The sequence below is a fragment of the Clostridium bornimense genome (genome assembly GCF_018917145.1).
Taxonomy (GTDB): Bacteria; Bacillota; Clostridia; order Clostridiales; family Clostridiaceae; genus Clostridium_AN; species Clostridium_AN bornimense_A.
On record NZ_JAHLOD010000019.1, the window covers coordinates 21,357 to 42,721 of the forward strand.

Sequence of the window (21,365 nt, forward strand, 5' to 3'; positions counted from 1 at the left end):
AGAATTATGAGAGTTGCAGTATATCCAGGGAGTTTTGATCCAATAACTAATGGACATCTAGATATTATAGAGAGAGCCCTTAAAGTTTTTGATAAGGTTATTGTTGCAATACTTATTAATCCTACAAAAAAAGGATTGTTTTCGGTACAAGAAAGGGTAGAACTTATAAAGAAAGTTACAAAAGACATCGATAATGTAGAAGTAGAATCTTTTGAAGGTTTATTAGTTGATTTTTTAGAAAAGAAAGAAACTAATATAATTATTAAAGGATTAAGAGCTGTTTCTGACTTTGAATACGAGTTTCAAATGGCTCTTATGAATAATAAGCTTAATTCTGATGTTGAAACTGTTTTTATGATGACATCAGCAGAGTATTCATATTTAAGTTCATCATCAGTTAAGCAAGTAGCATTCTTTGATGGATCAGTAGAAGGGTTAGTGCCATCAAAGATAATAGGAGACATAAAGGAAAAAGTAAGAAAGGTTAAGGAGGCAGAGCAATATGGAAGTAAATAAGTTAGAAGTAGTTCAATTACTAGAGTATTTACAAGAAATTATAAATAATGCAGCTAAAGTGCCTATGAGCGGAAAAATCATGATTAGCAAAAAGGAAATCATGGAAGTTACAGAAGAGATTATAAATTTGCTTCCGGAAGAATTCAGAAAAGCTCAATGGATGTTAGGCGAAAAGGATAGAATTTTAAGTGAAGCAGAAGCTCATGCAGAAGAAGTTAGAAGAGATAAAATTGAGTACATAAAAAATGAAGTTGAAAATCATGATATAGTGAATGATGCAAAAAAGGTAGCAGAAGAAATTATTGCTAAAGCTCAATTAGAAGCTAAAGAAATTAGAATAGGCTCAAGAGAATATTCTGCAGAGATAATAGAAGAATTAAATGCTGCAATCTCTAGTAAAAAGGAAGAATATCTATCTGTTATTGAAATAGAAAGTAAGAAGTTTAGAGATAAAGTAAATAATATGCTAAACTCCACATCAGTGGAGCTTAGAGAAAATATAAAAGAATTAAAAGGTACAAGCAGTAATATAAGTAAATAGATTATATATTGCAAAAGCAACTACACTGTTAATGACGCCAAATAAAATTTTATATTTAACAAAATATAAAAAGCTTATCTTTAAGTCATATATAAATGAATAGCATTGACTAAGTATACTTAATCCACCGAAAGTAAGAAAAAATGCGATTATAGAAATAATAAATTGCATTGGAATTGCTGAGGTGGATATTATTTTGCAACCATTTGTCATTTCTAAGATTCCAGCTAGAATACCACCAACTAGAGAAAAGTGCAATTTTGAAAAAACTAAGTTATCTAAAAATGTACATAGAACATTAAAAAAGATTATAAATCCTCCCACCATAAGTACTGTTGATATACTTTGTTCCACAGAGTTTAAGAAACATTTACTAAAAGGAAGTTTTTCTCTTGAGATATTATTAACATTGATTATATTTCTACTTTTATCTATTTTTAATATAAAAGATAGTATAAATGCAGATATGTAAGATGATATAAGTAATATGTATCCTAAGGTAACATTTTTAAGCATTAATACTCCAATAGATCCAATAACAAAAATAGGACTAGGAGTAGAAGCTAAAATAACTAGTCTTTTGAAAGTCTTAAAATTTATATCACCATTTCTATATAAATCCCCAGAATATTTTGTACCTAAAGGGTATCCACATAAAATTGATATTATTATTGCTGTAGCACATTTTCGTGAAAGTCTAAGGGGTTTACAAAGCATACCTCCAAATAGTTTGCTATACAATTCTATGCCTCCTAAAGAGACGATTAAATTGCATAGAATTGAGAACATAAATAATGCGGGAAATACATTAAAGAAGAATAACTTTGCACCATTTAATGTAGCTGTTAATGCGACAGTAGGACTTATTACCATCATTAGTATAAATGTTGAGATTAATAAAATTAGCAACATTGCACCTCCTTTATAGAAATATATGAAAGAGGGATTATAAAAATTCGCAATTGTGGAGGAACAGTGCACAGTGAAGGAGAAAATTCCTTTGGGGAATTTCTTAGAATTTAAGTATGGTGTCTGTAGTTGTTATTGGGTCTTGTTTTATAATTGGAATTAGACCTTGGATGGTGTCTTACGGGGAGCTAATAAAAGTTGTACTTTCATGTAGCTTGTTTTTTATAGGTTAGAGGTATGAGAGTAGTGGTGTTACCACTACTTATCTAGAACAGATGATAAATATAGTTTTAAATACATAAAAGTAAATGCTTTACAATATATCATTAAATGATATAATATTAAGTGATATATCATTTAATGATATAGTTATAGAGAAAGGGAAATTTTATGGCTAGAAAGAATTCTATTGATACTAATCAACTAACAGATGCTGCGTTTTATATTTTATCTAGTGTTGTAAAGGAGCAACATGGATATTTAATAATGAAAACTATTGAAAATTTTAGTAATAATGAAGTTACTATTGGACCGGCATCGATGTATACAACATTAAAGAAACTTTTAGAATCAGGTTTAGTTGAATTGTCTGATTCAGATAAAAATAAAAAGATATACAAAATAACAGATAAAGGTATGGAGATGCTATTAAAAGAAATAGAACGAAAAAAACAAATGATTAAGTTTGCAGAAAAATTTTTAAAATTAAGTAAGGAGAAATAACATGAAAAATAAGTATGTTGCTATTGGGGGATTTGCATTTACCGAAGAAAGTGATATGAAAAAATTAAGTAATTACGCAAGGGAGGGATGGATATTAGATTCTATAGTTGGAGGTTTCTTTTATAAACTAAGGAAAGGTACACCTCAAAATATAATATATACTCTAGATTATCAAGATAATGTTGATGAAGAGTATTTTTCAATATTTAAGGAGGCAGGATGGGATCTTGTAGTTTCAATAGGAAATAAAATGAATATTTTTTCAGCTCCAGTTGGTACTAAACCTATTTATAGTGATATGGATACGGAAATGGAAAAGTATAAAATAATGAAAGAGCAAACTAAAAGAGGTACAGTTTATTCTTTGCTAATAGGGGTAATATTAGTGATATCAATGATTGTATCTGTAATTGCTGTAAAATCTATATTTTTAATATTATTAGGACTTTTTATAATTGATATCATTGTATTTATTTTCAACTTTATGCCTTATGTAGCTTATAATGATAAAGTTAAACAACTAAAAAAAGGGAGAAATTCTACATTAGATAATAAGAATTTATGGAAGATATATATGTTTGCAGGTGCTTTGTATATTATTCCAAATGTGTGGGATTTAATTGAAGGAGATAGTCCTTCTTTGATTTTTACTACTCTTGGTATACTTTGTATCATTTTAAGTCTTATAAAGTATAAGGAATATAAAAAATATTTATAATATATGAATTATGATAAGGACTCGCAAAGACAAAGAAAATCTGATTGCGAGTCTTTTTTTATTTATAATTTATTAATAACAACACTTAAGTATAATAGTTTTATATATAAAAAATTAATCAATGCCCAGAAATCATAATAGAAATTTTAAAAATAGACCAATAATAATTTACAAAATATGTTATGATAAAGTAAAAAATAAGTTTCGGTGACATAGAAGTAATGATTTGCAAGGGATATTATTTCTATAATTGGAGAGTGAGGAGAGTTTTATATATGAAACATAAAGTAGTATTCCTTTCTACTATTGTGATGATATTGCTTCTTGCTAATTTCATGGTACATCTGAGAGGTTGTAGCTTGATGTTTAAGCAAAGTGATAAAGAAGGAAATCCCATGATTTGTTGTAATAAGATTGGGAACTGTGCTTTTGTAGGAATTTATAGGTGGGATGGAAGGAAAGAGTCTACAATAATTACCATTCCTGATGAGTGGGAAGGGATTCCTGTTATACAGATTGGCGGTTACTGTGGTCGTGGTTTACCAACACCTTTTATGATTCATATGCCAGAGTCACACTTTAACGGTGAAGGCGTTTATTTACAATCTCCAGAAAGATATAAAATAGCAGAGCCATATACTATTGAAGAAATACCTTTTACAATAAATTTAGGGGAAAATATAAGTAAAATTGAGAATGTGAAAGATTCATATTACCCATTTACAAATGAGGATGGTAGTATTACCTTTTATCATCCAACGGTATACATCCAGTGTTCAGAACGGAATAAAACTTTTTACTCACAATACGGAAAATTGTATTATAAGTCAAATAATAAATTAGTTGAGGGATTTAACTATACCTTAGATTGATTTTGTGTTAGCGATGTGAATAGTAAAGTTTTTTATTTTTAAAGAGATAAATAAGAAAATATATAGTTTTTAAATTTGGGCTATCAATAATGATAGCCCTTTTTAGAATTCATAATTATATACATACAACGACAAGTACATGAATATTTTTAATATTCATTACGTCTTACTATCCACTGACATCACATGCCGTCTGCAAGACTAAAATAATTTTCCCCACAGGGGAAAATTCACCTTAATTGTGAATTGCGCATTGTGAATTGTGAATTGACATATGGTCCTCTTTTATAGTCATCCATTGGCCCAATATTTTTATTTATCATAGAATAAGCTTTTGTAGCTAAAAGATCTATTTCTAATGATGGATTTGAATATTTCCTAGGAAATTTTGTGATTATTTCTATATCAGATTTTTTCTTAATTTCTTTTATTATCTCTGCTCCTGTAGAATTAAGTCCTAAAATACGTGCATATTCTACAGGTTTTTTTACTATAGATTGAACATCATAGTTTTCAAGTCCTATAAAAAGTTTGCAAAGAATACGAGATAATCTAGTATAAGCATATCTCTTGCTTTTTATATTCATAAGTAATTCCTCTAGAGAGTTGGCGTTAATAATTTCTTTTAAAATTTTATTATCAATACCTTCAGAAACATCATATATATTTGATATGCTTTCTTTGTTAGTTAGTAGTTTATATTTTATATATGGAAACATATCAGAAGGAAAAACTAAGTTATCCAGATTTTTATTTGTTTCTAATATAGTTGACGTTGGCAATTTGTCACTAAGAGAATTTATATCTCCACCATCTTTTAAAAATGCTCTTACCCCTGAGGCAGAAGGAAAACTTGATGATACTTCTGTTGAATTATAGTTAGCGCCTAATCTTTTAATAGTAGTTGGTTTTATTTTACTATCTAAAGTTTTTATAGCTTTAAGATATTCTAGAGATAATATATTGTTTGATTGGTTTAATATAGAAATTTCATCAGTTGATAAATTTAAAAATGTTTTTATAGCGTCCATGCGAGCAACAGGATATGATAAACCGCTATTCAAGTTTTCTTTTAATAAGTTTTTATATTCTAAAGGCTCATCAATAAGTAAATCACTTATTTTATCTATTAATAGTAAATTACCTTCTTCAGAACCGAATGATATATAATCAATGACATTTAAATTATTTAATAAAGATACACCACCAAAGGCAAAGTGCTCTGCAGAGGATACCGCAAAGACAGAAGGTAACTCTATTACTAAATCTACTCCAGATTCTATAGCTATTTTTGCTCTAGTCCACTTGTCTAATATACTAGGGAGACCTCTTTGAACAAAGTTTCCACTAAGGATACATACGATACCATCGCAATTAGTTTTCTTTTTTGTTTCTTCTATATGATAAACATGCCCAAGATGCATTGGATTATATTCAGCAATTATTCCACAAAGATTCATAAAATCTCCTTTCAAATTTTGTTATTATTGTGTAAATAAAATTAAGTATTCTAAATATTTTAACATTATTAAAAACATTGTACCGCTATATTATAAGGTATATAATTAAAGAATAAAACATTATTATAGGGAATGTAAGAAAATAAAAGTATCAAAGAAGGCGGAGGTAAAAACACATATGCAATTTATGCAAACAATTTGGAAACAAGCAAGAGCTGAAAAGAAAAAAATTGTTCTTGCTGAAGGAGAAGAAAGAAGAAACTTAATAGCAGCAGGTAAGATTATAGAAAATTCCTTAGCTGACCTTATTTTAATTGGAGATGAAGAGACAGTAAGGAATAATGCTAGAAAAATTGGAGTAGACATAGATGGTGCTACGATAATTAATCCAAACAAAAGTGATAAACTAGAGAAATACATAGAGGAGTTCTGTGAGATAAGAAAAAATAAAGGGATGACTTTAGAAAAAGCAGAAAAGATAGTTAGAGACCCATTATATTTTGGCACAATGATGGTTAAAATGGGAGATGCAGATGGAATGGTTTCAGGAGCTATTCATACTACTGGTGATTTATTAAGACCAGGTCTTCAAATAATAAAAACTGCGCCAGGTACAAAGGTCGTATCAGGATTTTTTGCTATGATGATTCCAAATTGTGATTATGGAGATGCAGGAATGTTATTGTTTGCAGACTGTGCTGTAAATCCTAATCCAACTGCAGAAGAGTTAGCATCTATTGCAATAACTACAGCAGAAACATGTAGAACATTATGCAAAACTGAACCAAAAGTTGCAATGTTATCTTTTTCAACTATGGGAAGTGCTCATCATGAATTAGTTGATAAAGTTAGATTAGCAGCAGAAATTGCTAAAAAGCAAAGACCAGACTTAGATATAGATGGAGAACTACAATTAGATGCAGCTATTGATAGTGAAGTGGCAGCACTTAAAGCACCAAACTCACCAGTAGCTGGAAAAGCAAATGTACTTATATTCCCAGATTTGCAAGCCGGTAATATAGGATATAAATTAGTGCATAGATTTGCAAAAGCTAGTGCTATTGGTCCTATATGTCAAGGATTTGCAAAACCAATAAATGACCTATCAAGAGGATGTAGCCCAGAAGATATAGTAAATGTCGTAGCAGTAACAGCAGTTCAAGCGCAAAAGTGAATATAAAAGGAGGAAAAGTATGAAGGTATTAGTTATTAATTGTGGAAGTTCATCAATAAAATATCAATTATTTGATATGAATGATGAAAAGGTATTGGCTAAAGGTTTAGTTGAAAGAATAGGGATGGAAGGATCAGTACTTACTCATAAGGTAAATGACAAAAAATATGAAATAAAGGAACCAATTAAAGATCATAGATATGGAGTGAAGTTGGTAATAGAGGCATTAACAGATAAGGAATATGGTGTTATTGAATCAATGGACGAAATTGCTGGTGTAGGGCATAGAGTAGTTCATGGTGGAGAAAAATATTCCGAATCTGTACTCGTGGATGAAAATGTTATCAATTATATCGGAGAATGTATAGAGCTTGCACCTTTGCATAATCATGCAAACTTAGTAGGAATTAAGGCATGCTTAGATATAATGCCAAATACTCCTATGGTGGTGGTGTTTGACACTGCATTCCATGTAAATATGCCTAAAGAAAATTATATATATCCAATACCATATGAATATTATGAAAAGTATGGTATAAGAAGATATGGATTCCATGGTACTTCTCATAAATATATTTCTAATAGAGCGTGTGAGTTCTTAGGTGAAGATATTAAAAACTTAAAAATAATAACTTGCCATTTAGGAAGTGGTGCTTCAGTAACAGCAATAAAAGATGGTCATAGCATAAATACATCTATGGGATTTACACCATTAGAAGGTTTATGTATGGGTACAAGAACCGGAGATGTAGATTTATCAATATTTACTTATCTTATGAAAAAAGAGAATCTTACTTACAAAGATGTTGATATAATAGCAAATAAAAAGAGTGGAATTTTGGGTATTTATGGAAAGTCTTCAGATTTTAGAGATGTAAGAGATGATAAAGTAGCAGGAGAAGAAAGAGCAGTATTAGCATATAAAATCTTTGGAAACAGAATAAAAGGATATATAGGAAATTATGCAGCACAAATGAATGGTGTTGATTTAATAGTCTTTTCTGGAGGAATTGGTGAAAACGATCCATCTATAAGAGAATATGTATGTGAATCTTTAGCGTTCTTAGGAGTAGACTTCGATAAAGAAGCTAATGAAGAAGGCGGAGAAATAAAGGTAATTACTAAAAAAGGCTCTAAAGTTAGAGCTATGATTGTAACTACTGATGAAGAACTAATGATAGCAAGAGATACCAAAACAATAATAACGAAATAACTTGACAATTTATCTTACCGTTTATATAATTGATTATGGTTATTTAAATGATAAGTTTTTTTAGGGAGTAACAATATGAAGTTAAATTTAAGAGAACTTAAAGAAAAAAATTCTTATAGTAAAGAAGTGGAATTAGAGCTAGATAAAGAAAGCTTTACTTCTTTAAAAAACTACAAAGTAGAAGAACCTTTGAAATTTGTAGGTACTATAGGAGAAAAAGATAACTTGATTTTTTTAGACGGGGTAGTTCAAGGTGTGCTAGTACTTAATTGTAGTCGCTGTCTTGAAGAGGTTAATTATCCAGTAAACGTGGAAATTCATGAAAAACTTTCCCGCAATAGTGGTAATGAGGATGAAGATATCATCTTTATTCATAATGATATAATAGACCTTGCTACAGTATTAGAAAATGATATATTATTTTCTATACCGTTAAAGGTACTATGTAAAACTGATTGTAAAGGCTTATGTCAACAGTGTGGAACTAATAAGAATTTTGACACGTGCAGCTGTGAAGATTCCTCTATAGACCCTCGCTTTGAAAAGCTAAAAGACTTTTTGAACAACAACTAAGAGGAGGTGTTATTGATGGGAAATCCAGCTAGAAAATTCTCTAAAGGAAGAAGAAACTCTAGAAGAGCTCAAACTTTTAAGTTAGGTCTACCAGGAGTTGTTGAATGTCCAAAGTGCCATGAAATGAAGCTTTCACATAGAGTGTGCAAGAACTGTGGTACTTATAACGACAAGGAAGTTATTGCTTCTACAGAAGAATAAGATAAAGGAAAGTCGTAAGACTTTCTTTTATTTTTTGTAAGAAAAATATCAATTGCACCTAACCGAAACAAATAATATAATAGTTATAGGATTATTAATGCTTGATGGGAGACGAAGTAAATGATATTTGTTATAGATGGAATGGGTGGAGACAATGCTCCAGTAGATGTAGTAAAAGGAGCTGTTGATGCTGTAAAAGAAAGAACAGATTTAAATCTTATTATTACAGGAAAAGAAGATTTAATAAAAAAAGAATTAGATAAATATGATTATGATAAAGATAAAATAAGAATAGTACATACCGAAGAGGTTATAAGTAATGATGAAAGTCCTACTGCTGCAATAAGAAAGAAAAAAGATTCATCTTTGGTAAAAGGACTTCAGTTAGTAAAATCAGGAGAAGCAGATGGAATATTATCAGCAGGAAGTACTGGGGCTTTTATAGCTGGATCTACTTTAATTGTAGGTAGAATCAAAGGTGTAAAGAGACCAGCTCTTGCACCAATTATGCCAGGACAAAATGGACCATTTATGGTAGTAGACGTAGGTGGAAATGTAGATTGTAAACCAGAATTTCTACAAGATTTTGCAATGATGGGTAAAGTGTATTATGAAAATGTGATGGGGATAAAAAATCCATCAATAGGTCTTGTAAATATCGGTGTAGAAGAAGAAAAAGGTAATGAACTTACAAAAGCTACATATGGATTACTTAAAACTATGGATATAAACTTTGTAGGTAATGTTGAACCAAGAGAAATACCTAAGGGAGATGTAAATGTAGTAGTTTGCGACGGTTTTGTTGGAAATACTGTATTAAAGATGTATGAAGGAGTAGCATCTACTTTATTAAAAGGTATAAAAGCTGAAATTATGAGTAGTACAAGAGGAAAAATGGGAGGACTACTTTTAAAACCTACTTTTAAGAATTTCCAAAAGAAATATGATTATAGAGAAACTGGTGGATCACCATTTTTAGGTGTTAAAGGAATTTGTGTTAAGGCACATGGTAGTTCTGATTCTTATGCAATTAAGAATGGGATTAAGCAATGTGTAGCATTATATGAAGGAAAAGTAGTAGATAAAATTCATAAAGGAATTAATGATATCAAAGAAAAAAATGAAGATGTATAAATTAACATTTTTTTATTAATACATATTGACGAGATAAATTTATTATACTATTATCATTATAGAGTTAGGAGGTGTTTAGGATGATATTTGATAAAGTTAAAGCTATAATTGTTGACCAATTAGGTGTAGATGAAAACGAGGTAAAATTAGAATCTTCTTTTGTAGATGATTTAGGTGCAGATTCATTAGATGTAGTTGAATTAGTAATGGCTATTGAAAATGAGTTTGAAATAGAAATATCTGATGAAGACTACGATAAAGTAAGTACTGTTGGAGATGTAGTTGAATACATAAGAGAACGCGTAGAAGGTTAAAATATAAGTCTCGCTTTTAAGCGAGGCTTAATTTTTATTTAGAGATTATTCTTGAAATTATATGGTAATTTGAAGAATGGTCTTAATGTTAAAGGAGTTATATGTATGGATAAAAATATACTAATAGAAGAGTTGTGTGATATATTAAAAATAGAGTTTAATAATAAACATTTGCTTTTAGAAGCAATTACACACTCATCATATGCTAAACCCAAGATAAAAGTAGAGTATAATGAGAGGTTGGAGTTTTTAGGAGATTCTGTATTGCAAGTGGTAATTTCAGATTATTTATATAATAAATATAAAGAAAAAAAAGAAGGAGAATTATCTAAGTTACGTTCTTTGATAGTTTGTGAGAATTCTTTATTTAAAATTGCAAGCGGTTGGGATTTAGGAAAGTTTATCAGAATGAGTAAAGGAGAAGAATTTACTGGTGGTAGACATAGAGTTTCTATTTTAGCTGATGCTGTAGAAGCTATAATAGCTGCTATATATTTAGACAGAGGTATGGAAGTAGCTAGAAAATTTATTTTAGAGAATTTTAAAGAAATAATTAAATTAGCTACAGAAAATAAGATAATTATGGATTATAAATCAAAGCTACAAGAATACTATCAACAGTTAGGGGATTCCGAAATAGTTTATGAAACTATAAAATTTGAAGGACCACCACATAGAAGAAAGTTTTTTGTAAGAGTTTTAGTTAATAATGAAATAGAAGGCTTTGGCGAAGGATACTCTAAAAAAGAAGGCGAACAAAAAGCAGCAAAAGATTTACTAAATCATTTGGAGGTAATAGATGAAAAGTAGAAATGTTATAATACCTATTTTTATTCCACAGGAAGGATGTCCTCATAAATGTGTATTTTGTAATCAAGAAACCATTTCTGGGGAAGAAAATAGAGTTAATGAAAAAGATGTAGTAAATATAATAGAAGAATATCTCACTACCATAGATAGAAAAGCTTCAATAGTAGAAGTATCATTTTTTGGAGGTACTTTTACAGGGATACCTATTGAAAAGCAAAAAGAACTTTTATCAGTAGCAAAGGACTATAAAGATAAAGGGTTAATAGATAAGATAAGAATGTCTACAAGACCAGATTATATAGATAGAAAGATTTTAGAGCATTTAAAAGAATATGATGTTGATATAATAGAATTAGGTGTTCAATCTTTAGATGAAGATGTATTAAAAAAATCAGGACGAGGTCACACTGTAGAGGATGTTTATGAAGCAAGTAGGTTGATAAAGGAGTATGGTATCACTTTAGGACATCAAATGATGCTAGGATTGCCAGGAGATACATTTGAAAAAGATATTGAAACAACAAAAAGAATAATAGAAATGAAGCCATCATTATGTAGAATTTATCCTTCATTGGTAATAAAAGATACATCTATGGAAAAGATGCTTAATATGGGTATATATAAACCATATACATTACATGAAGCTATAGATATATGTAAAGTTGTTTATAAAATGTTAATCGATAACGATATAGAAGTAATAAGAGTAGGGCTACAAACTACTAATGAAATAAATTATGATGGCGATATAGTAGATGGTCCATTTCATCCTGCATTTAGAGAATTAGTCGAAGGCTCTATATATTGTGATATTATAAAAAGTGAGTATGAAAACGGAAAAGGGAATATAGAAATTAGAATAAATGAAAAAGATATTTCTAAACTATATTGTAATAAGAAAAAATATTTTAATGAAGTTAAAGATATTATAAACGAAAATATTATAGTAAAAGTTGATAATAGTATTTCTAGGGGAGAAATACTATTTGCGCAAGGGGAAAAAAGTATAAAAATGGCGATAAAAAAGTTTAAAGGAATACAGTAAAAAAAAGGATTTTATGCAACAATATAGAATTATTATAGTGATGAAATAATAATTGATGTAATAGGGGGATATTTATGGAAGTATTAAAAGTATCAGCGAAATCACAACCAAAGTCAGTAGCAGGAGCATTATCAGCAGTATTAAGAGAAAATGTATCTGCAGAGGTGCAAGCTGTGGGAGCGGGAGCTGTTAATCAAGCTGTAAAAGCATTAGCAATTACAAGAGGATTTGTTGCACCAAATGGAATCGACTTAGTAGTAATCCCTGCATTTTCTGAAATTACTATTGATGGAGAGGAGAGAACTGCCATTAGATTTATAGTAGAATCTAGATAAAAAGTTATTGTATCAAAATATTATTAGTACTCTTAATGAATAGAATTTTATATAATCACTAAAAATAAGTATTAAAGGAGTGATTAATATAAAAAATAAAATTAATATGAAGGCTATTGGAAATTTTACTAAAAATGCAGCTAAGGAATTTGAAAAGAATATAGTGACAGAAAAAGATTTTTTAGAAAAGGCAGATAGTAGATATAATAAAAACAAAAAGTAGAGAATACTCTAAGAAAAGATAGCCTTTTCTTAGAGTATTTTTATAAAATCTCGCATAATTATAAACTATTTTAGGGGAGAGACGAAAATATTATTGAAGTAAACAAAGTTATAGATTTATGTTAAATTTACTTAGTGATATTTTTATGATAGTTTTGGGAGAAAGAATATGTCAAGAAAAAGTAAGGTATCTGCAAAAGAGCAGAGAAAACGAAAGATAAGAAGAAGAGTAACTATAAGAGTGACTATATTATTTTTTGCACTTATTGGAGTTATAAATACGTGTAGTTTTATTTTTGAAAAGGGTAAAGGAGTTATTACATATGTATTTCAAAATAATAATGAAGCTGTAGTATTAGCTAATGTAGAGGATAATAAATTTACTGTGTGTATAGATGCTGGTCATGGAAGTCATGATGAGGGAACTAAAAGTGCTTCTGGTGTTAAGGAGAAGGATATAAATTTAAAAGTAGTTCTAAAACTTGGCAAGATGTTAGAAAAAGAAGGCATACAAGCAGTATACACTAGAAAAACTGATAATTTATCTTGGGATGGAGATGAAATTGAAGATCTTAAGGAAAGAGTAAATATATCTAATAGAGCTAAAGCTGATGTTTTTATATCTGTTCACTGTAATAGTGGAGAAGATGAGACTTATAGTGGAATAGAGACTTGGTGTAGATATCCTAATACAGATAGTTCTAAGTTGGCAAAATTAGTACAAGATAAATTAAATTCGTTAAATTATAGTACTGGTAGGGGAATAAAATATGAAAGCGATGGAGAATTAGCAGTATTGAAAAACAATAATGCAGCAGCAATATTAGTAGAATTAGGTTTTCTTTCAAATAGTAATGACTTAGCATATTTGAAATCTAGTATTGGTCAAGAAAATATAGCTTCAGCTATAACAGATAGTGTTCTAGAATATAAAAAAGAAAATTGGGACAAGGATTCAGTAAATGAATAATTAAAGTATTATAAAAACATAGATAGATTATTTACTTGGATGAAATAACAATAAGAATGAGTTAAAATATGTAATAGTTTACAAAAAGACCTGAAAGGGTCTTTTTTTGTTATCTACATACGAACACTATGGTATAATTTAAGTAAACTTTAATGTGAAAATATATCTATAAAAAAAATTAATGTAATAATAGTTATACTTTCACATGTAAAGGTTTTAGCAGCAATTGTTAAAGAATTCAAAATAATTTACAGGAGGAAAGTTATGGGAAGTATGAAAAAGAAAAGTTTTTACAACTTAATTAGCTTATTTACTGCAATAGTTCTTTTTATTACGTTATTGCCTTATAAAGGTGTTGTTTCTGCTGAAGAAACTGATAAAATTTCAATGTTACAAGTTGAAATTAATGGCGTTAAAGAAGAAATGAAGGTATATCAAAATGGACTTTATGAAACCGATATCGATGGTACTGGAAGTGATATTAAATATGATGTCATAAAAGATGGAAAAACAGTAACATCTAAGACGGTAAAAGCAGATAAAGGTACAAAGATATATGTTAGATATAGTAGCAAAGATGATGAAGTTTATGATTCAGTGAATGATAAAAATTCATTTAAAACTTCTGGAACATTAGTTGGTGGAATTGAATCAGCTATTGTTGGTGGACAAACATGGAAACAAGACGACGCTAACATGGATATGGAATACATAGGTGGCGGTTTTTATAAAAGAACTTTTGATGTAAAACCTGGAGCAACTGGCAAGGTAGAATACAAAGTTTCTTATGGTCATTCATGGGATAATGGTGAAATAGGTTCAAATGCTAGTATTACTTTAACTGGTAAGGAAAGTAAGTTAACAGTAATAGGCAATTACTTGGATAATTATGTAATGGCATATACTGATTTAGATGAAAATGATCTTAATGTTGTATATTCTTTAATAGGTAGTGCAAGAGGAGAAAAAGATACTTGGGAAGCTACAGCTAAGGGTTATGAATTTACAAACTTAAGTGAAGATGGAAAACTAGTATATAGCAAGTATTATAAAGCTGGAACATATGAATATAAAGCAGTAGGTAATTATGCATGGGATGATGCATTAACATTACCAAGTGCTGGTGATAATGGTAAGTTTACAGTACCAGAAGGTGGTGCCTTTGTAGTATTTGTAATAGATCCTGTAGCACATAAAATGTATACTTCTATTGAAAATGAGAATATTGTTTTATCAGCATTAGGATTAAAGTCAGGTCCTGTAGAAGAAGAACCTGAAGAGGTTAAATCTCAAATTAATGCAAATGGTACAATAACATTTAAATATCAAAATAAAAAGGCTGATTCTGTATATGTAGCAGGTAATTTTACTAATTGGGACGATGGAAAAATTGCTTTAGATGTAGATAATGATGGTGTATGGTCTTATACTACTAGACTTGGTGATAGTGCAAGAGAAATTGAATATAAGTTTGTAGTGGATAATGAATGGATTGTTGATCCAACTAATGATGCTAAATCTAAAGATGGAAATTCCTTAATTAGTTTTCCAGAATATAAAGGTAGAAAAGTAGTATTAGCTGGTGATATCCAAACAGCGTTGGGTGAATCAGGATCTTGGAATCCAGCTGGTGGATTAAAATCAACTATGACTTATGTAGGAAATGGTGTTTATGAATTAAGTGGTGATTTAAAAGCAGGTACTTATCTTTATAAAGTTGCTATGGGTGACTGGGGAGAAAATTATGGAGCCAATGCAGAAAAAGATGGAAAGAATATTTCTATAACAGTGCCAGAAGATATGAATGTTAAGTTTACGTATAATGATGATTCACATGTAATAGTTAATTCATTAGAATACAATGCTATAAAAATGTATTTAAAAGATGGTAATAGTAAGGTAGGAGTATTAGAAGATAAGTTATTAGATGGTAGATATTCAATAGATGTATCCTTAGAAAAAGGTACTTATAGTAATTACAAGATAGTGTTAGAAAATAAAGAAGTTACAGTTCCAACATTTAATGTATCTAGAAATAAGGTTGTTACAATTTCATATGATCCAACTTTAGACTTAGCTTATACTAATGCAGCAGATGTAAAAGTCAAAACAAAAGAACTTTATTACAATTCAAGAAGTACAGAGTACAAAAAACCATATGGAGCATTAGCTGATAATGAAACTGCAACATTTAAATTGAAAACTGGTGATGATGTAACTAATGTACAATTAGTAGTTCAAGGTGATAATGGAGTTAAATATGTTGATTTAACTAAAGGTAAAAACAATATGTGGAGTGGAAAATATGAAGCTACTGAAATAGGTATTTATAAGTATTTCTTCTTAGTATCAAATGGTGAAGATACTAAGGTGTATGGTGATGATGATACTTACTTTGGAGAAGGAAAAGGTGGGGAACCTGGAACTGTTAAACCATATGAAGTAAATGTGTATAAATCAGATTATAAAACTCCAGATTGGATGAAGAATGGAATAATGTATCAAATATTCCCAGATAGATTCTTCAATGGAGATACTAGCAATGACTATGCACAAACTATAGGAAGAGGAACAACTAAATATACATTCCCAACAGATTGGTATAGCATGCCAGATAGTCCAGTAGCAGATAAAGATACTAGTGATGGAGAATGGAGTAATGATTTATTTGGTGGAGATTTAAAAGGTATAGAGAAGAAACTAGATTACTTACAATCTCTAGGTGTTAGCATTGTATATATAAATCCTATTAATGCTTCAATTTCAAATCATAGATATGATATAAGTGATTATGAAGCTGTAGATGCGATTCTTGGTAACTTAGATGACTTTACAAGTCTTATTAAAGCTGCAAGTAAGAGAGATATGAAGATAATATTAGATGGTGTATTTAATCACGTATCTGATGATTCAGTTTACTTTGATAGATATGGTAAATATAAAGAAGCTGGAAAGCCACTTGGAGCATACCAATATTGGTCAAGAGTATATGATATAATGAACGAAAAATCTATATCTCAAGAAGATGCAATAAAGGCTGCAGAAGCAGAGTTTAAAGCAGAAGGAATAACTGATTTTACTTATAGTGAATGGTTTAAGATATACAATGAAAAAGCAGGTGATCACTATAGATATGAAGGATGGAATGGTTTTGATTCAATGCCAGTAATTCAAGCTTTAGATGGATCAGAGTTAAATGTTAAGTCTTGGGCTAAGGATATTATATCTGATAAAGACTCTGTAACTAATTTATGGTTAGATAGAGGAACTAGCGGATGGAGATTAGATGTTGCTGATGAAGTTTCAGATGAAACTTGGAGAGCATTTAGAGATGCAGTAAAAGAAGCTGGACAAGATAATGTTGTTATTGGTGAAATATGGACAGATGCTTCTAAGTATCTTTTAGGTGATATGTATGATTCAGTAATGAATTACAGATTTAGAGGATCAGTATTAGGATATGCTAGTGGAAGTAAAACAGCCGATTTAACAATGAATGAACTTGAAAAAATGAGAGAACAATATCCAAAAGAAGCATTCCAAGCTATGATGAATTTAGTTGGATCTCATGATAAACCAAGAGTACTTTCTTCTCTTGATGGAGTTGATGATAGTGATCAATCTAGACACGTTGGAGCAGCTTCAGAAAAAGCAAGAAGTAAAATGAACTTAATCCCATTCTTCCAAATGACTTATCCAGGAACTCCAACTATCTACTATGGTGATGAACTTGGTATGGTAGGAGCTGCTGACCCAGATAATAGAAGAGGTATGATTTGGGGTAAAGGAGATAAAGAACTAGTTGAAAGATATGCAACTTTAGCTGCTGTTAGAAATGCTTACTCAACACTTAGAACTGGTGATATAAATCCAATAAGTACTGGAAATGATGCAGTAATTGCTTATGAAAGATTTGATAAGAATAATGAAGTTCTAGTACTTATGAATAATAGTAGTAAAGCTCAAAAAGTAACTATAGATCTAAAGAATATAGATGCTAAAAAGTTATACAATGCTTTAGATAAAGATTCTTACTATGACATTGAAGATGGAAAGATAACAGTTAAAGTTCCAGCAATGGATGGATTAATATTGGTTAAAAATTTCAAGAAATTAAATCTTAACTTAGATGGATTAAAAGATGGTTATGATGAAAAATATGTAGTAGCTGAAAGAACTGCTTATGTAGAACCAACAAAACCAGAAGATCCATCAGAACCAACAAATCCTACAGATCCTACAGATCCAAGTAAGCCAACAAAATCAGATGAACAAACAGAATCAGGAAATACAGGCAATAATTCAACAAGTGCTGGTAATAACGATAATAAAAAGGCTACTAATAAGAAAAATAGTCCTTCAATATTAAGTAAAACAGGAGGAATTGGAATTACTGTTATAGTAGGTGTATCAATAATTGTAGTAGCAATAGGAGTTGTATTATTTAGAAAGAAAAAGAAAATTTCATAATTAAATTTTAGCTGCTGCACGAAAGTGTGGCAGTTTTTTTATTAGTTGTAGTTGATACAAAATTGAAATAGAAGCTATATGAAAGATGAAATTTCATATAGTAAATTTTAAATAAAGGTCAACTATAAAATTATAGTTGTGAATTAAGAAACAAGAGATAATTAAAACTATATTACAGGATACTGTAAACTTTATATTGAAATTTTAGAATATCCGATGTATAATTAAAAAAATAAGATTATAGGATAGAGGAGAGTATTATGTGGAAGGGAATTTTATATACTTTATTAGCATTATTTGTAGTGCTATTTATAGTTAAGGCATTAATTTGGTTATTACCTATAATAATAATTGTAGGCGTTGTAATATATTTTTATGGTAAGTACAAGTTGAAGAAAGCAAGCAGAGAAATTGATAATGAAATAAATAATAGAAAATTCAAAGAAAATAATAACAATAATTTTGATGTAGAAAATGTAATAGATGTAGATTTTAAAGATGTATAAAGAGTAAGCTGCTACATAAATGGTGTAGTGGCTTTTTTTATATAATTGTTATTTAACTAGAATAGACATTATTGAAGTGAAGGTCACAAGTATGAGGGTACAAGGCACAGGTATATATCAGTGTACAGGTGTCAGTTCACAGTGATGGATGAAATTCTCTTTGGGGAATTTCTGAGATTTTAAGTGTGATAATTTTAAGTATAGAATGAGATAGTTTCCTTAACTGTACACTGAAATTGTGCATTGTGCCATTTAACCTGTGCCCTGTCTCGTGCCATAATAAAAGGAGGTATCGCTCTAACAACCTTTCATTTGTTAATGCGACACCTTCATAATGTTTGTTGATGAAGAAAAATTAATTACTTAATGTGAAAGTCCTGTTTTTTTAAATTGCTTTAAGTATTTTACTGATATAGGACATTGTTCACCATTAATCATAGTAATAATACGAGATGCAGTATCGATATTTTCAATATTTTCTGTATTTACTAAAAAAGATTTATGACATCTATAAAAACGTTCATCTACAAGTTTTGTAATATCCTTTAATTGAGCATAAAACTCTATTTGACTATCTAGTGTATGAAGTATTATTTTATGTATTGTACTAGAGGTTTCAAAAAAAGTAATCTTTGAAAGTTCAACATTAATTATCTTATCGCCAGATTTTAATACAAAATTTGGCTTAGGTGTATCACTTCTAAATGTGTATCTTTCATTAGCTAATTGTAAGCATTGTAAAATACGACTTTCTATAAAAGGATAATTGTTTTTAACTATATAATCCATAGCTTCAACTTTATATGTAAAAGTAAGATAACTCATTTCTTCATGAGTAGTTATAAATACGATAAAACCTGTAGGATCATATTGTCTAATAATTTGGGCAAGCTCAATTCCATTAATAGTAGAGTTTAAATCTACATCAAGAAAGTACAACCCAGTTGTTTTATTATCTTTTAAGTAATTAATTATATCATGAGGATATGGTGTTGAAAGAGTTAAATTCATATCAAAATTTTCTTTTTCAATTAAATTATTGATTAATTTAGAGATAGAATTTCTTTGATTGGAATTATCCTCACATAAAAATATTTTAAGCAAATTTGACACTCCTTTTAAAAGTAGCAATAAATATAATATAATAATTATATCATAATTATGCATAAATTTAAAATAAAAGATAAAAATGAAATAAATACGAAATAATGAATGTATTTGAATAAATAATAAAAAATTATAAATGAATAAAAAAATACCAAAAGCTACCTTGTGTGATATAATATTATTAAAATTATAAATCAAATAGGTGAGAATATGGAATTAGTAGCACAAATAATTGCATCAATATCGTTAATATATATTGCATTAATATCTGTAGTACCATTTCAAATTAATAAAAAGAGTTTAATATATGGTTTAGCAATTAGTTTAGTAATCGTTTTTCCAATAAAATTTCAAGTTGAGTATTTAGGAATAGTAATTTTAGTTATTATTCAAGTAGTATTTTTATACACTCATAACAGGAATATATTTACGAGTATATTTTTTGCGCTAATAGCGTTGGCTGTGGTAACTATTAGTAATTATATTTTAATTTTTTTATGTTTAAAACTAGTACATATAGGAGTGGAGAGAGGTGGTAGTTACTCTTTAGAAGAATATTTCTTTTTATACTTAATAACAGTAATTATAATATTGATATTAAGTAGAATGGTTAAATTAACAATAACAAGGTATTGGAATATACTAACAGCTAAATTTGATAAAAGTTTTGCAATTCTAATGATAGCAATTGTATTTTTAACTGTATCGATTATTTATTCTAATATAATTTTGGTGGAAAGAGTTAAGGTTGAAAGTAATATAATAGAATACAATAATATGTTATTTATTGCATATTTTATTTTATTGCTGATTATAGTATTTACTATGATCAAGGTGATAACAAAAGAGATTGAGTACAAAAGTAAAAAGGAACAATTACAGAATCTTAAAGATTATACTAATAGTTTAGAGAAAGTATATACTGATATGAGAAAGTTTAGGCATGATTACATAAATATATTATCGTCTATAGTTGGTTATATAGAAGATAATGATATGGAGGGATTGGAAGAACATTTTTATAAAAATATAATGCCTTTAGGAGAGGGAATAAAGAATAATAATTTTAGAATAGGATTACTTAAAAATATTGAGATAGTAGAATTAAAAGGATTATTATCTTCAAAAATTATAGGAGCTCAAGGTAAAGGTATAGATGTATTTATAGATATAAGTGAGAAAATAAATTATATATCTATGGATATTATAGAGCTTATTAGAGTAATAGGTATTTTTCTTGATAATGCTATTGAAGCAGCAGAGCTATGTGAGAAACCTGTAATAAAACTAGGAGTAATAAAAAAGGAAAAATCTATTCTTATTATTATAATTAATAGTTGTACTAAAGATACACCTCCGGTATATAAAATGTTCCAAAAGGGGTTTTCAACAAAAGGAAAAGATAGAGGAACTGGACTTAGTAATGTAAGAGAGATTTTGAATAAGTCATCCAATATTTTTTTAGATACAATAATAAAAGATGTAGAGTTTATACAAAAGTTAGAAATAGAAAATGAAAAATAGTGAAACTGTCGCAATAACGATTAAATCT

22 protein-coding genes are annotated in these 21,365 nt (G+C 29.0%); 19 read left to right on the forward strand and 3 right to left on the reverse strand.

Annotated elements, in window-relative coordinates:
• Positions 1 to 6: 6 nt before the first annotated feature.
• On the forward strand, positions 7 to 516 hold the full coding sequence (coaD, locus tag KQI30_RS08510; RefSeq protein ID WP_216462879.1) for a pantetheine-phosphate adenylyltransferase: 510 nt from the start codon (positions 7 to 9) through the stop codon (positions 514 to 516).
• Positions 503 to 1,057, forward strand: coding sequence for an ATPase (locus KQI30_RS08515; RefSeq protein ID WP_216462880.1), 555 nt, complete (start codon positions 503 to 505; stop codon positions 1,055 to 1,057). The genes coaD and KQI30_RS08515 overlap by 14 nt, the downstream gene beginning before the upstream one ends.
• Here KQI30_RS08515 and KQI30_RS08520 read toward each other — a convergent pair.
• On the reverse strand, positions 1,025 to 1,969 hold the full coding sequence (locus tag KQI30_RS08520) for a sporulation integral membrane protein YlbJ (protein WP_216462881.1): 945 nt from the start codon (positions 1,967 to 1,969) through the stop codon (positions 1,025 to 1,027). The genes KQI30_RS08515 and KQI30_RS08520 overlap by 33 nt on opposite strands.
• A 387-nt stretch (positions 1,970 to 2,356) precedes the next feature.
• On the opposite strand from KQI30_RS08520, the gene KQI30_RS08525 reads away from it, so the two are divergent.
• From KQI30_RS08525 to KQI30_RS08535, 3 genes are all read left to right on the forward strand, one after another.
• The gene (locus KQI30_RS08525; protein WP_216462882.1) at positions 2,357 to 2,689 is read left to right on the forward strand and encodes a PadR family transcriptional regulator; all 333 of its coding nucleotides are present in this window, start codon (positions 2,357 to 2,359) and stop codon (positions 2,687 to 2,689) included.
• A 1-nt stretch (position 2,690) separates the two neighbouring features.
• Complete coding sequence (locus tag KQI30_RS08530) at positions 2,691 to 3,407, forward strand: DUF2812 domain-containing protein (protein WP_216462883.1); 717 nt, start codon at positions 2,691 to 2,693, stop codon at positions 3,405 to 3,407.
• Positions 3,408 to 3,682: 275 nt separating this feature from the next.
• Positions 3,683 to 4,279: a hypothetical protein gene (locus KQI30_RS08535; RefSeq protein WP_216462884.1), complete on the forward strand. Its 597-nt coding sequence runs from the start codon at positions 3,683 to 3,685 to the stop codon at positions 4,277 to 4,279.
• A 230-nt stretch (positions 4,280 to 4,509) separates the two neighbouring features.
• Here KQI30_RS08535 and KQI30_RS08540 read toward each other — a convergent pair whose 3' ends face one another.
• The gene (locus tag KQI30_RS08540) at positions 4,510 to 5,739 is read right to left on the reverse strand and encodes a nucleotidyltransferase (protein WP_216462885.1); all 1,230 of its coding nucleotides are present in this window, start codon (positions 5,737 to 5,739) and stop codon (positions 4,510 to 4,512) included.
• A gap of 178 nt (positions 5,740 to 5,917) precedes the next feature.
• Here KQI30_RS08540 and pta point away from each other — a divergent pair, with 178 nt between their 5' ends.
• From pta to KQI30_RS08605, 13 genes are all read left to right on the forward strand, one after another.
• The gene (gene pta, locus KQI30_RS08545; RefSeq protein WP_216462886.1) at positions 5,918 to 6,913 is read left to right on the forward strand and encodes a phosphate acetyltransferase; all 996 of its coding nucleotides are present in this window, start codon (positions 5,918 to 5,920) and stop codon (positions 6,911 to 6,913) included.
• 19 nt (positions 6,914 to 6,932) lie between these two features.
• Positions 6,933 to 8,126, forward strand: a complete 1,194-nt coding sequence (locus tag KQI30_RS08550; protein ID WP_216462887.1) for an acetate/propionate family kinase — start codon at positions 6,933 to 6,935, stop codon at positions 8,124 to 8,126.
• 75 nt (positions 8,127 to 8,201) lie between these two features.
• Positions 8,202 to 8,699 (forward strand): YceD family protein, encoded by a 498-nt coding sequence (locus KQI30_RS08555; protein ID WP_216462888.1) that lies wholly within the window; start codon positions 8,202 to 8,204, stop codon positions 8,697 to 8,699.
• A gap of 15 nt (positions 8,700 to 8,714) precedes the next feature.
• Positions 8,715 to 8,900 carry a 50S ribosomal protein L32 gene (rpmF, locus tag KQI30_RS08560; RefSeq protein ID WP_044038693.1) on the forward strand — a complete coding sequence of 62 codons (186 nt, stop codon included), beginning with the start codon at positions 8,715 to 8,717 and terminating at the stop codon, positions 8,898 to 8,900.
• 120 nt (positions 8,901 to 9,020) lie between these two features.
• Positions 9,021 to 10,034: a phosphate acyltransferase PlsX gene (gene plsX, locus KQI30_RS08565; RefSeq protein ID WP_216462889.1), complete on the forward strand. Its 1,014-nt coding sequence runs from the start codon at positions 9,021 to 9,023 to the stop codon at positions 10,032 to 10,034.
• Between the two features lie 80 nt (positions 10,035 to 10,114).
• Positions 10,115 to 10,348: an acyl carrier protein gene (acpP, locus tag KQI30_RS08570; RefSeq protein ID WP_216462890.1), complete on the forward strand. Its 234-nt coding sequence runs from the start codon at positions 10,115 to 10,117 to the stop codon at positions 10,346 to 10,348.
• A gap of 105 nt (positions 10,349 to 10,453) precedes the next feature.
• Positions 10,454 to 11,158: a ribonuclease III gene (gene rnc, locus KQI30_RS08575; protein WP_216462891.1), complete on the forward strand. Its 705-nt coding sequence runs from the start codon at positions 10,454 to 10,456 to the stop codon at positions 11,156 to 11,158.
• Positions 11,148 to 12,203: an elongator complex protein 3 gene (locus KQI30_RS08580; protein ID WP_216462892.1), complete on the forward strand. Its 1,056-nt coding sequence runs from the start codon at positions 11,148 to 11,150 to the stop codon at positions 12,201 to 12,203. Before rnc ends, KQI30_RS08580 begins: the two co-directional genes overlap by 11 nt.
• A 74-nt stretch (positions 12,204 to 12,277) precedes the next feature.
• A complete protein-coding gene (locus KQI30_RS08585; protein ID WP_044038675.1) occupies positions 12,278 to 12,538 on the forward strand; it encodes a stage V sporulation protein S in 261 nt (86 codons plus the stop codon).
• Positions 12,539 to 12,617: 79 nt separating this feature from the next.
• Positions 12,618 to 12,761: a hypothetical protein gene (locus tag KQI30_RS08590; protein ID WP_216462893.1), complete on the forward strand. Its 144-nt coding sequence runs from the start codon at positions 12,618 to 12,620 to the stop codon at positions 12,759 to 12,761.
• A 168-nt stretch (positions 12,762 to 12,929) separates the two neighbouring features.
• Positions 12,930 to 13,730 (forward strand): N-acetylmuramoyl-L-alanine amidase family protein, encoded by an 801-nt coding sequence (locus tag KQI30_RS08595; RefSeq protein WP_216462894.1) that lies wholly within the window; start codon positions 12,930 to 12,932, stop codon positions 13,728 to 13,730.
• 264 nt (positions 13,731 to 13,994) lie between these two features.
• Positions 13,995 to 18,200 carry an alpha-amylase family glycosyl hydrolase gene (locus tag KQI30_RS08600; protein WP_216462895.1) on the forward strand — a complete coding sequence of 1,402 codons (4,206 nt, stop codon included), beginning with the start codon at positions 13,995 to 13,997 and terminating at the stop codon, positions 18,198 to 18,200.
• 260 nt (positions 18,201 to 18,460) lie between these two features.
• The gene (locus KQI30_RS08605) at positions 18,461 to 18,706 is read left to right on the forward strand and encodes a hypothetical protein (protein WP_216462896.1); all 246 of its coding nucleotides are present in this window, start codon (positions 18,461 to 18,463) and stop codon (positions 18,704 to 18,706) included.
• Between the two features lie 363 nt (positions 18,707 to 19,069).
• Here KQI30_RS08605 and KQI30_RS08610 read toward each other — a convergent pair whose 3' ends face one another.
• On the reverse strand, positions 19,070 to 19,810 hold the full coding sequence (locus KQI30_RS08610) for a LytR/AlgR family response regulator transcription factor (RefSeq protein WP_216462897.1): 741 nt from the start codon (positions 19,808 to 19,810) through the stop codon (positions 19,070 to 19,072).
• A gap of 213 nt (positions 19,811 to 20,023) precedes the next feature.
• Between KQI30_RS08610 and KQI30_RS08615 the strand changes: the two genes are divergently transcribed.
• Positions 20,024 to 21,337: a sensor histidine kinase gene (locus KQI30_RS08615; RefSeq protein WP_216462898.1), complete on the forward strand. Its 1,314-nt coding sequence runs from the start codon at positions 20,024 to 20,026 to the stop codon at positions 21,335 to 21,337.
• The last annotated feature ends 28 nt before the right edge of the window (positions 21,338 to 21,365 follow it).

Excerpts from the sequence above, each read along its gene's own strand:
- coaD (WP_216462879.1), top strand. The coding sequence starts at position 7 with ATGAGAGTTGCAGTATATCCAGGGAGTTTTGATCCAATAACTAATGGA.
- KQI30_RS08515 (WP_216462880.1), top strand. The coding sequence starts at position 503 with ATGGAAGTAAATAAGTTAGAAGTAGTTCAATTACTAGAGTATTTACAA.
- KQI30_RS08520 (WP_216462881.1), bottom strand. The coding sequence starts at position 1,969 with ATGTTGCTAATTTTATTAATCTCAACATTTATACTAATGATGGTAATA.
- KQI30_RS08525 (WP_216462882.1), top strand. The coding sequence starts at position 2,357 with ATGGCTAGAAAGAATTCTATTGATACTAATCAACTAACAGATGCTGCG.
- KQI30_RS08530 (WP_216462883.1), top strand. The coding sequence starts at position 2,691 with ATGAAAAATAAGTATGTTGCTATTGGGGGATTTGCATTTACCGAAGAA.
- KQI30_RS08535 (WP_216462884.1), top strand. The coding sequence starts at position 3,683 with ATGAAACATAAAGTAGTATTCCTTTCTACTATTGTGATGATATTGCTT.
- KQI30_RS08540 (WP_216462885.1), bottom strand. The coding sequence starts at position 5,739 with ATGAATCTTTGTGGAATAATTGCTGAATATAATCCAATGCATCTTGGG.
- pta (WP_216462886.1), top strand. The coding sequence starts at position 5,918 with ATGCAATTTATGCAAACAATTTGGAAACAAGCAAGAGCTGAAAAGAAA.
- KQI30_RS08550 (WP_216462887.1), top strand. The coding sequence starts at position 6,933 with ATGAAGGTATTAGTTATTAATTGTGGAAGTTCATCAATAAAATATCAA.
- KQI30_RS08555 (WP_216462888.1), top strand. The coding sequence starts at position 8,202 with ATGAAGTTAAATTTAAGAGAACTTAAAGAAAAAAATTCTTATAGTAAA.
- rpmF (WP_044038693.1), top strand. The coding sequence starts at position 8,715 with ATGGGAAATCCAGCTAGAAAATTCTCTAAAGGAAGAAGAAACTCTAGA.
- plsX (WP_216462889.1), top strand. The coding sequence starts at position 9,021 with ATGATATTTGTTATAGATGGAATGGGTGGAGACAATGCTCCAGTAGAT.
- acpP (WP_216462890.1), top strand. The coding sequence starts at position 10,115 with ATGATATTTGATAAAGTTAAAGCTATAATTGTTGACCAATTAGGTGTA.
- rnc (WP_216462891.1), top strand. The coding sequence starts at position 10,454 with ATGGATAAAAATATACTAATAGAAGAGTTGTGTGATATATTAAAAATA.
- KQI30_RS08580 (WP_216462892.1), top strand. The coding sequence starts at position 11,148 with ATGAAAAGTAGAAATGTTATAATACCTATTTTTATTCCACAGGAAGGA.
- KQI30_RS08585 (WP_044038675.1), top strand. The coding sequence starts at position 12,278 with ATGGAAGTATTAAAAGTATCAGCGAAATCACAACCAAAGTCAGTAGCA.
- KQI30_RS08595 (WP_216462894.1), top strand. The coding sequence starts at position 12,930 with ATGTCAAGAAAAAGTAAGGTATCTGCAAAAGAGCAGAGAAAACGAAAG.
- KQI30_RS08600 (WP_216462895.1), top strand. The coding sequence starts at position 13,995 with ATGGGAAGTATGAAAAAGAAAAGTTTTTACAACTTAATTAGCTTATTT.
- KQI30_RS08605 (WP_216462896.1), top strand. The coding sequence starts at position 18,461 with ATGTGGAAGGGAATTTTATATACTTTATTAGCATTATTTGTAGTGCTA.
- KQI30_RS08615 (WP_216462898.1), top strand. The coding sequence starts at position 20,024 with ATGGAATTAGTAGCACAAATAATTGCATCAATATCGTTAATATATATT.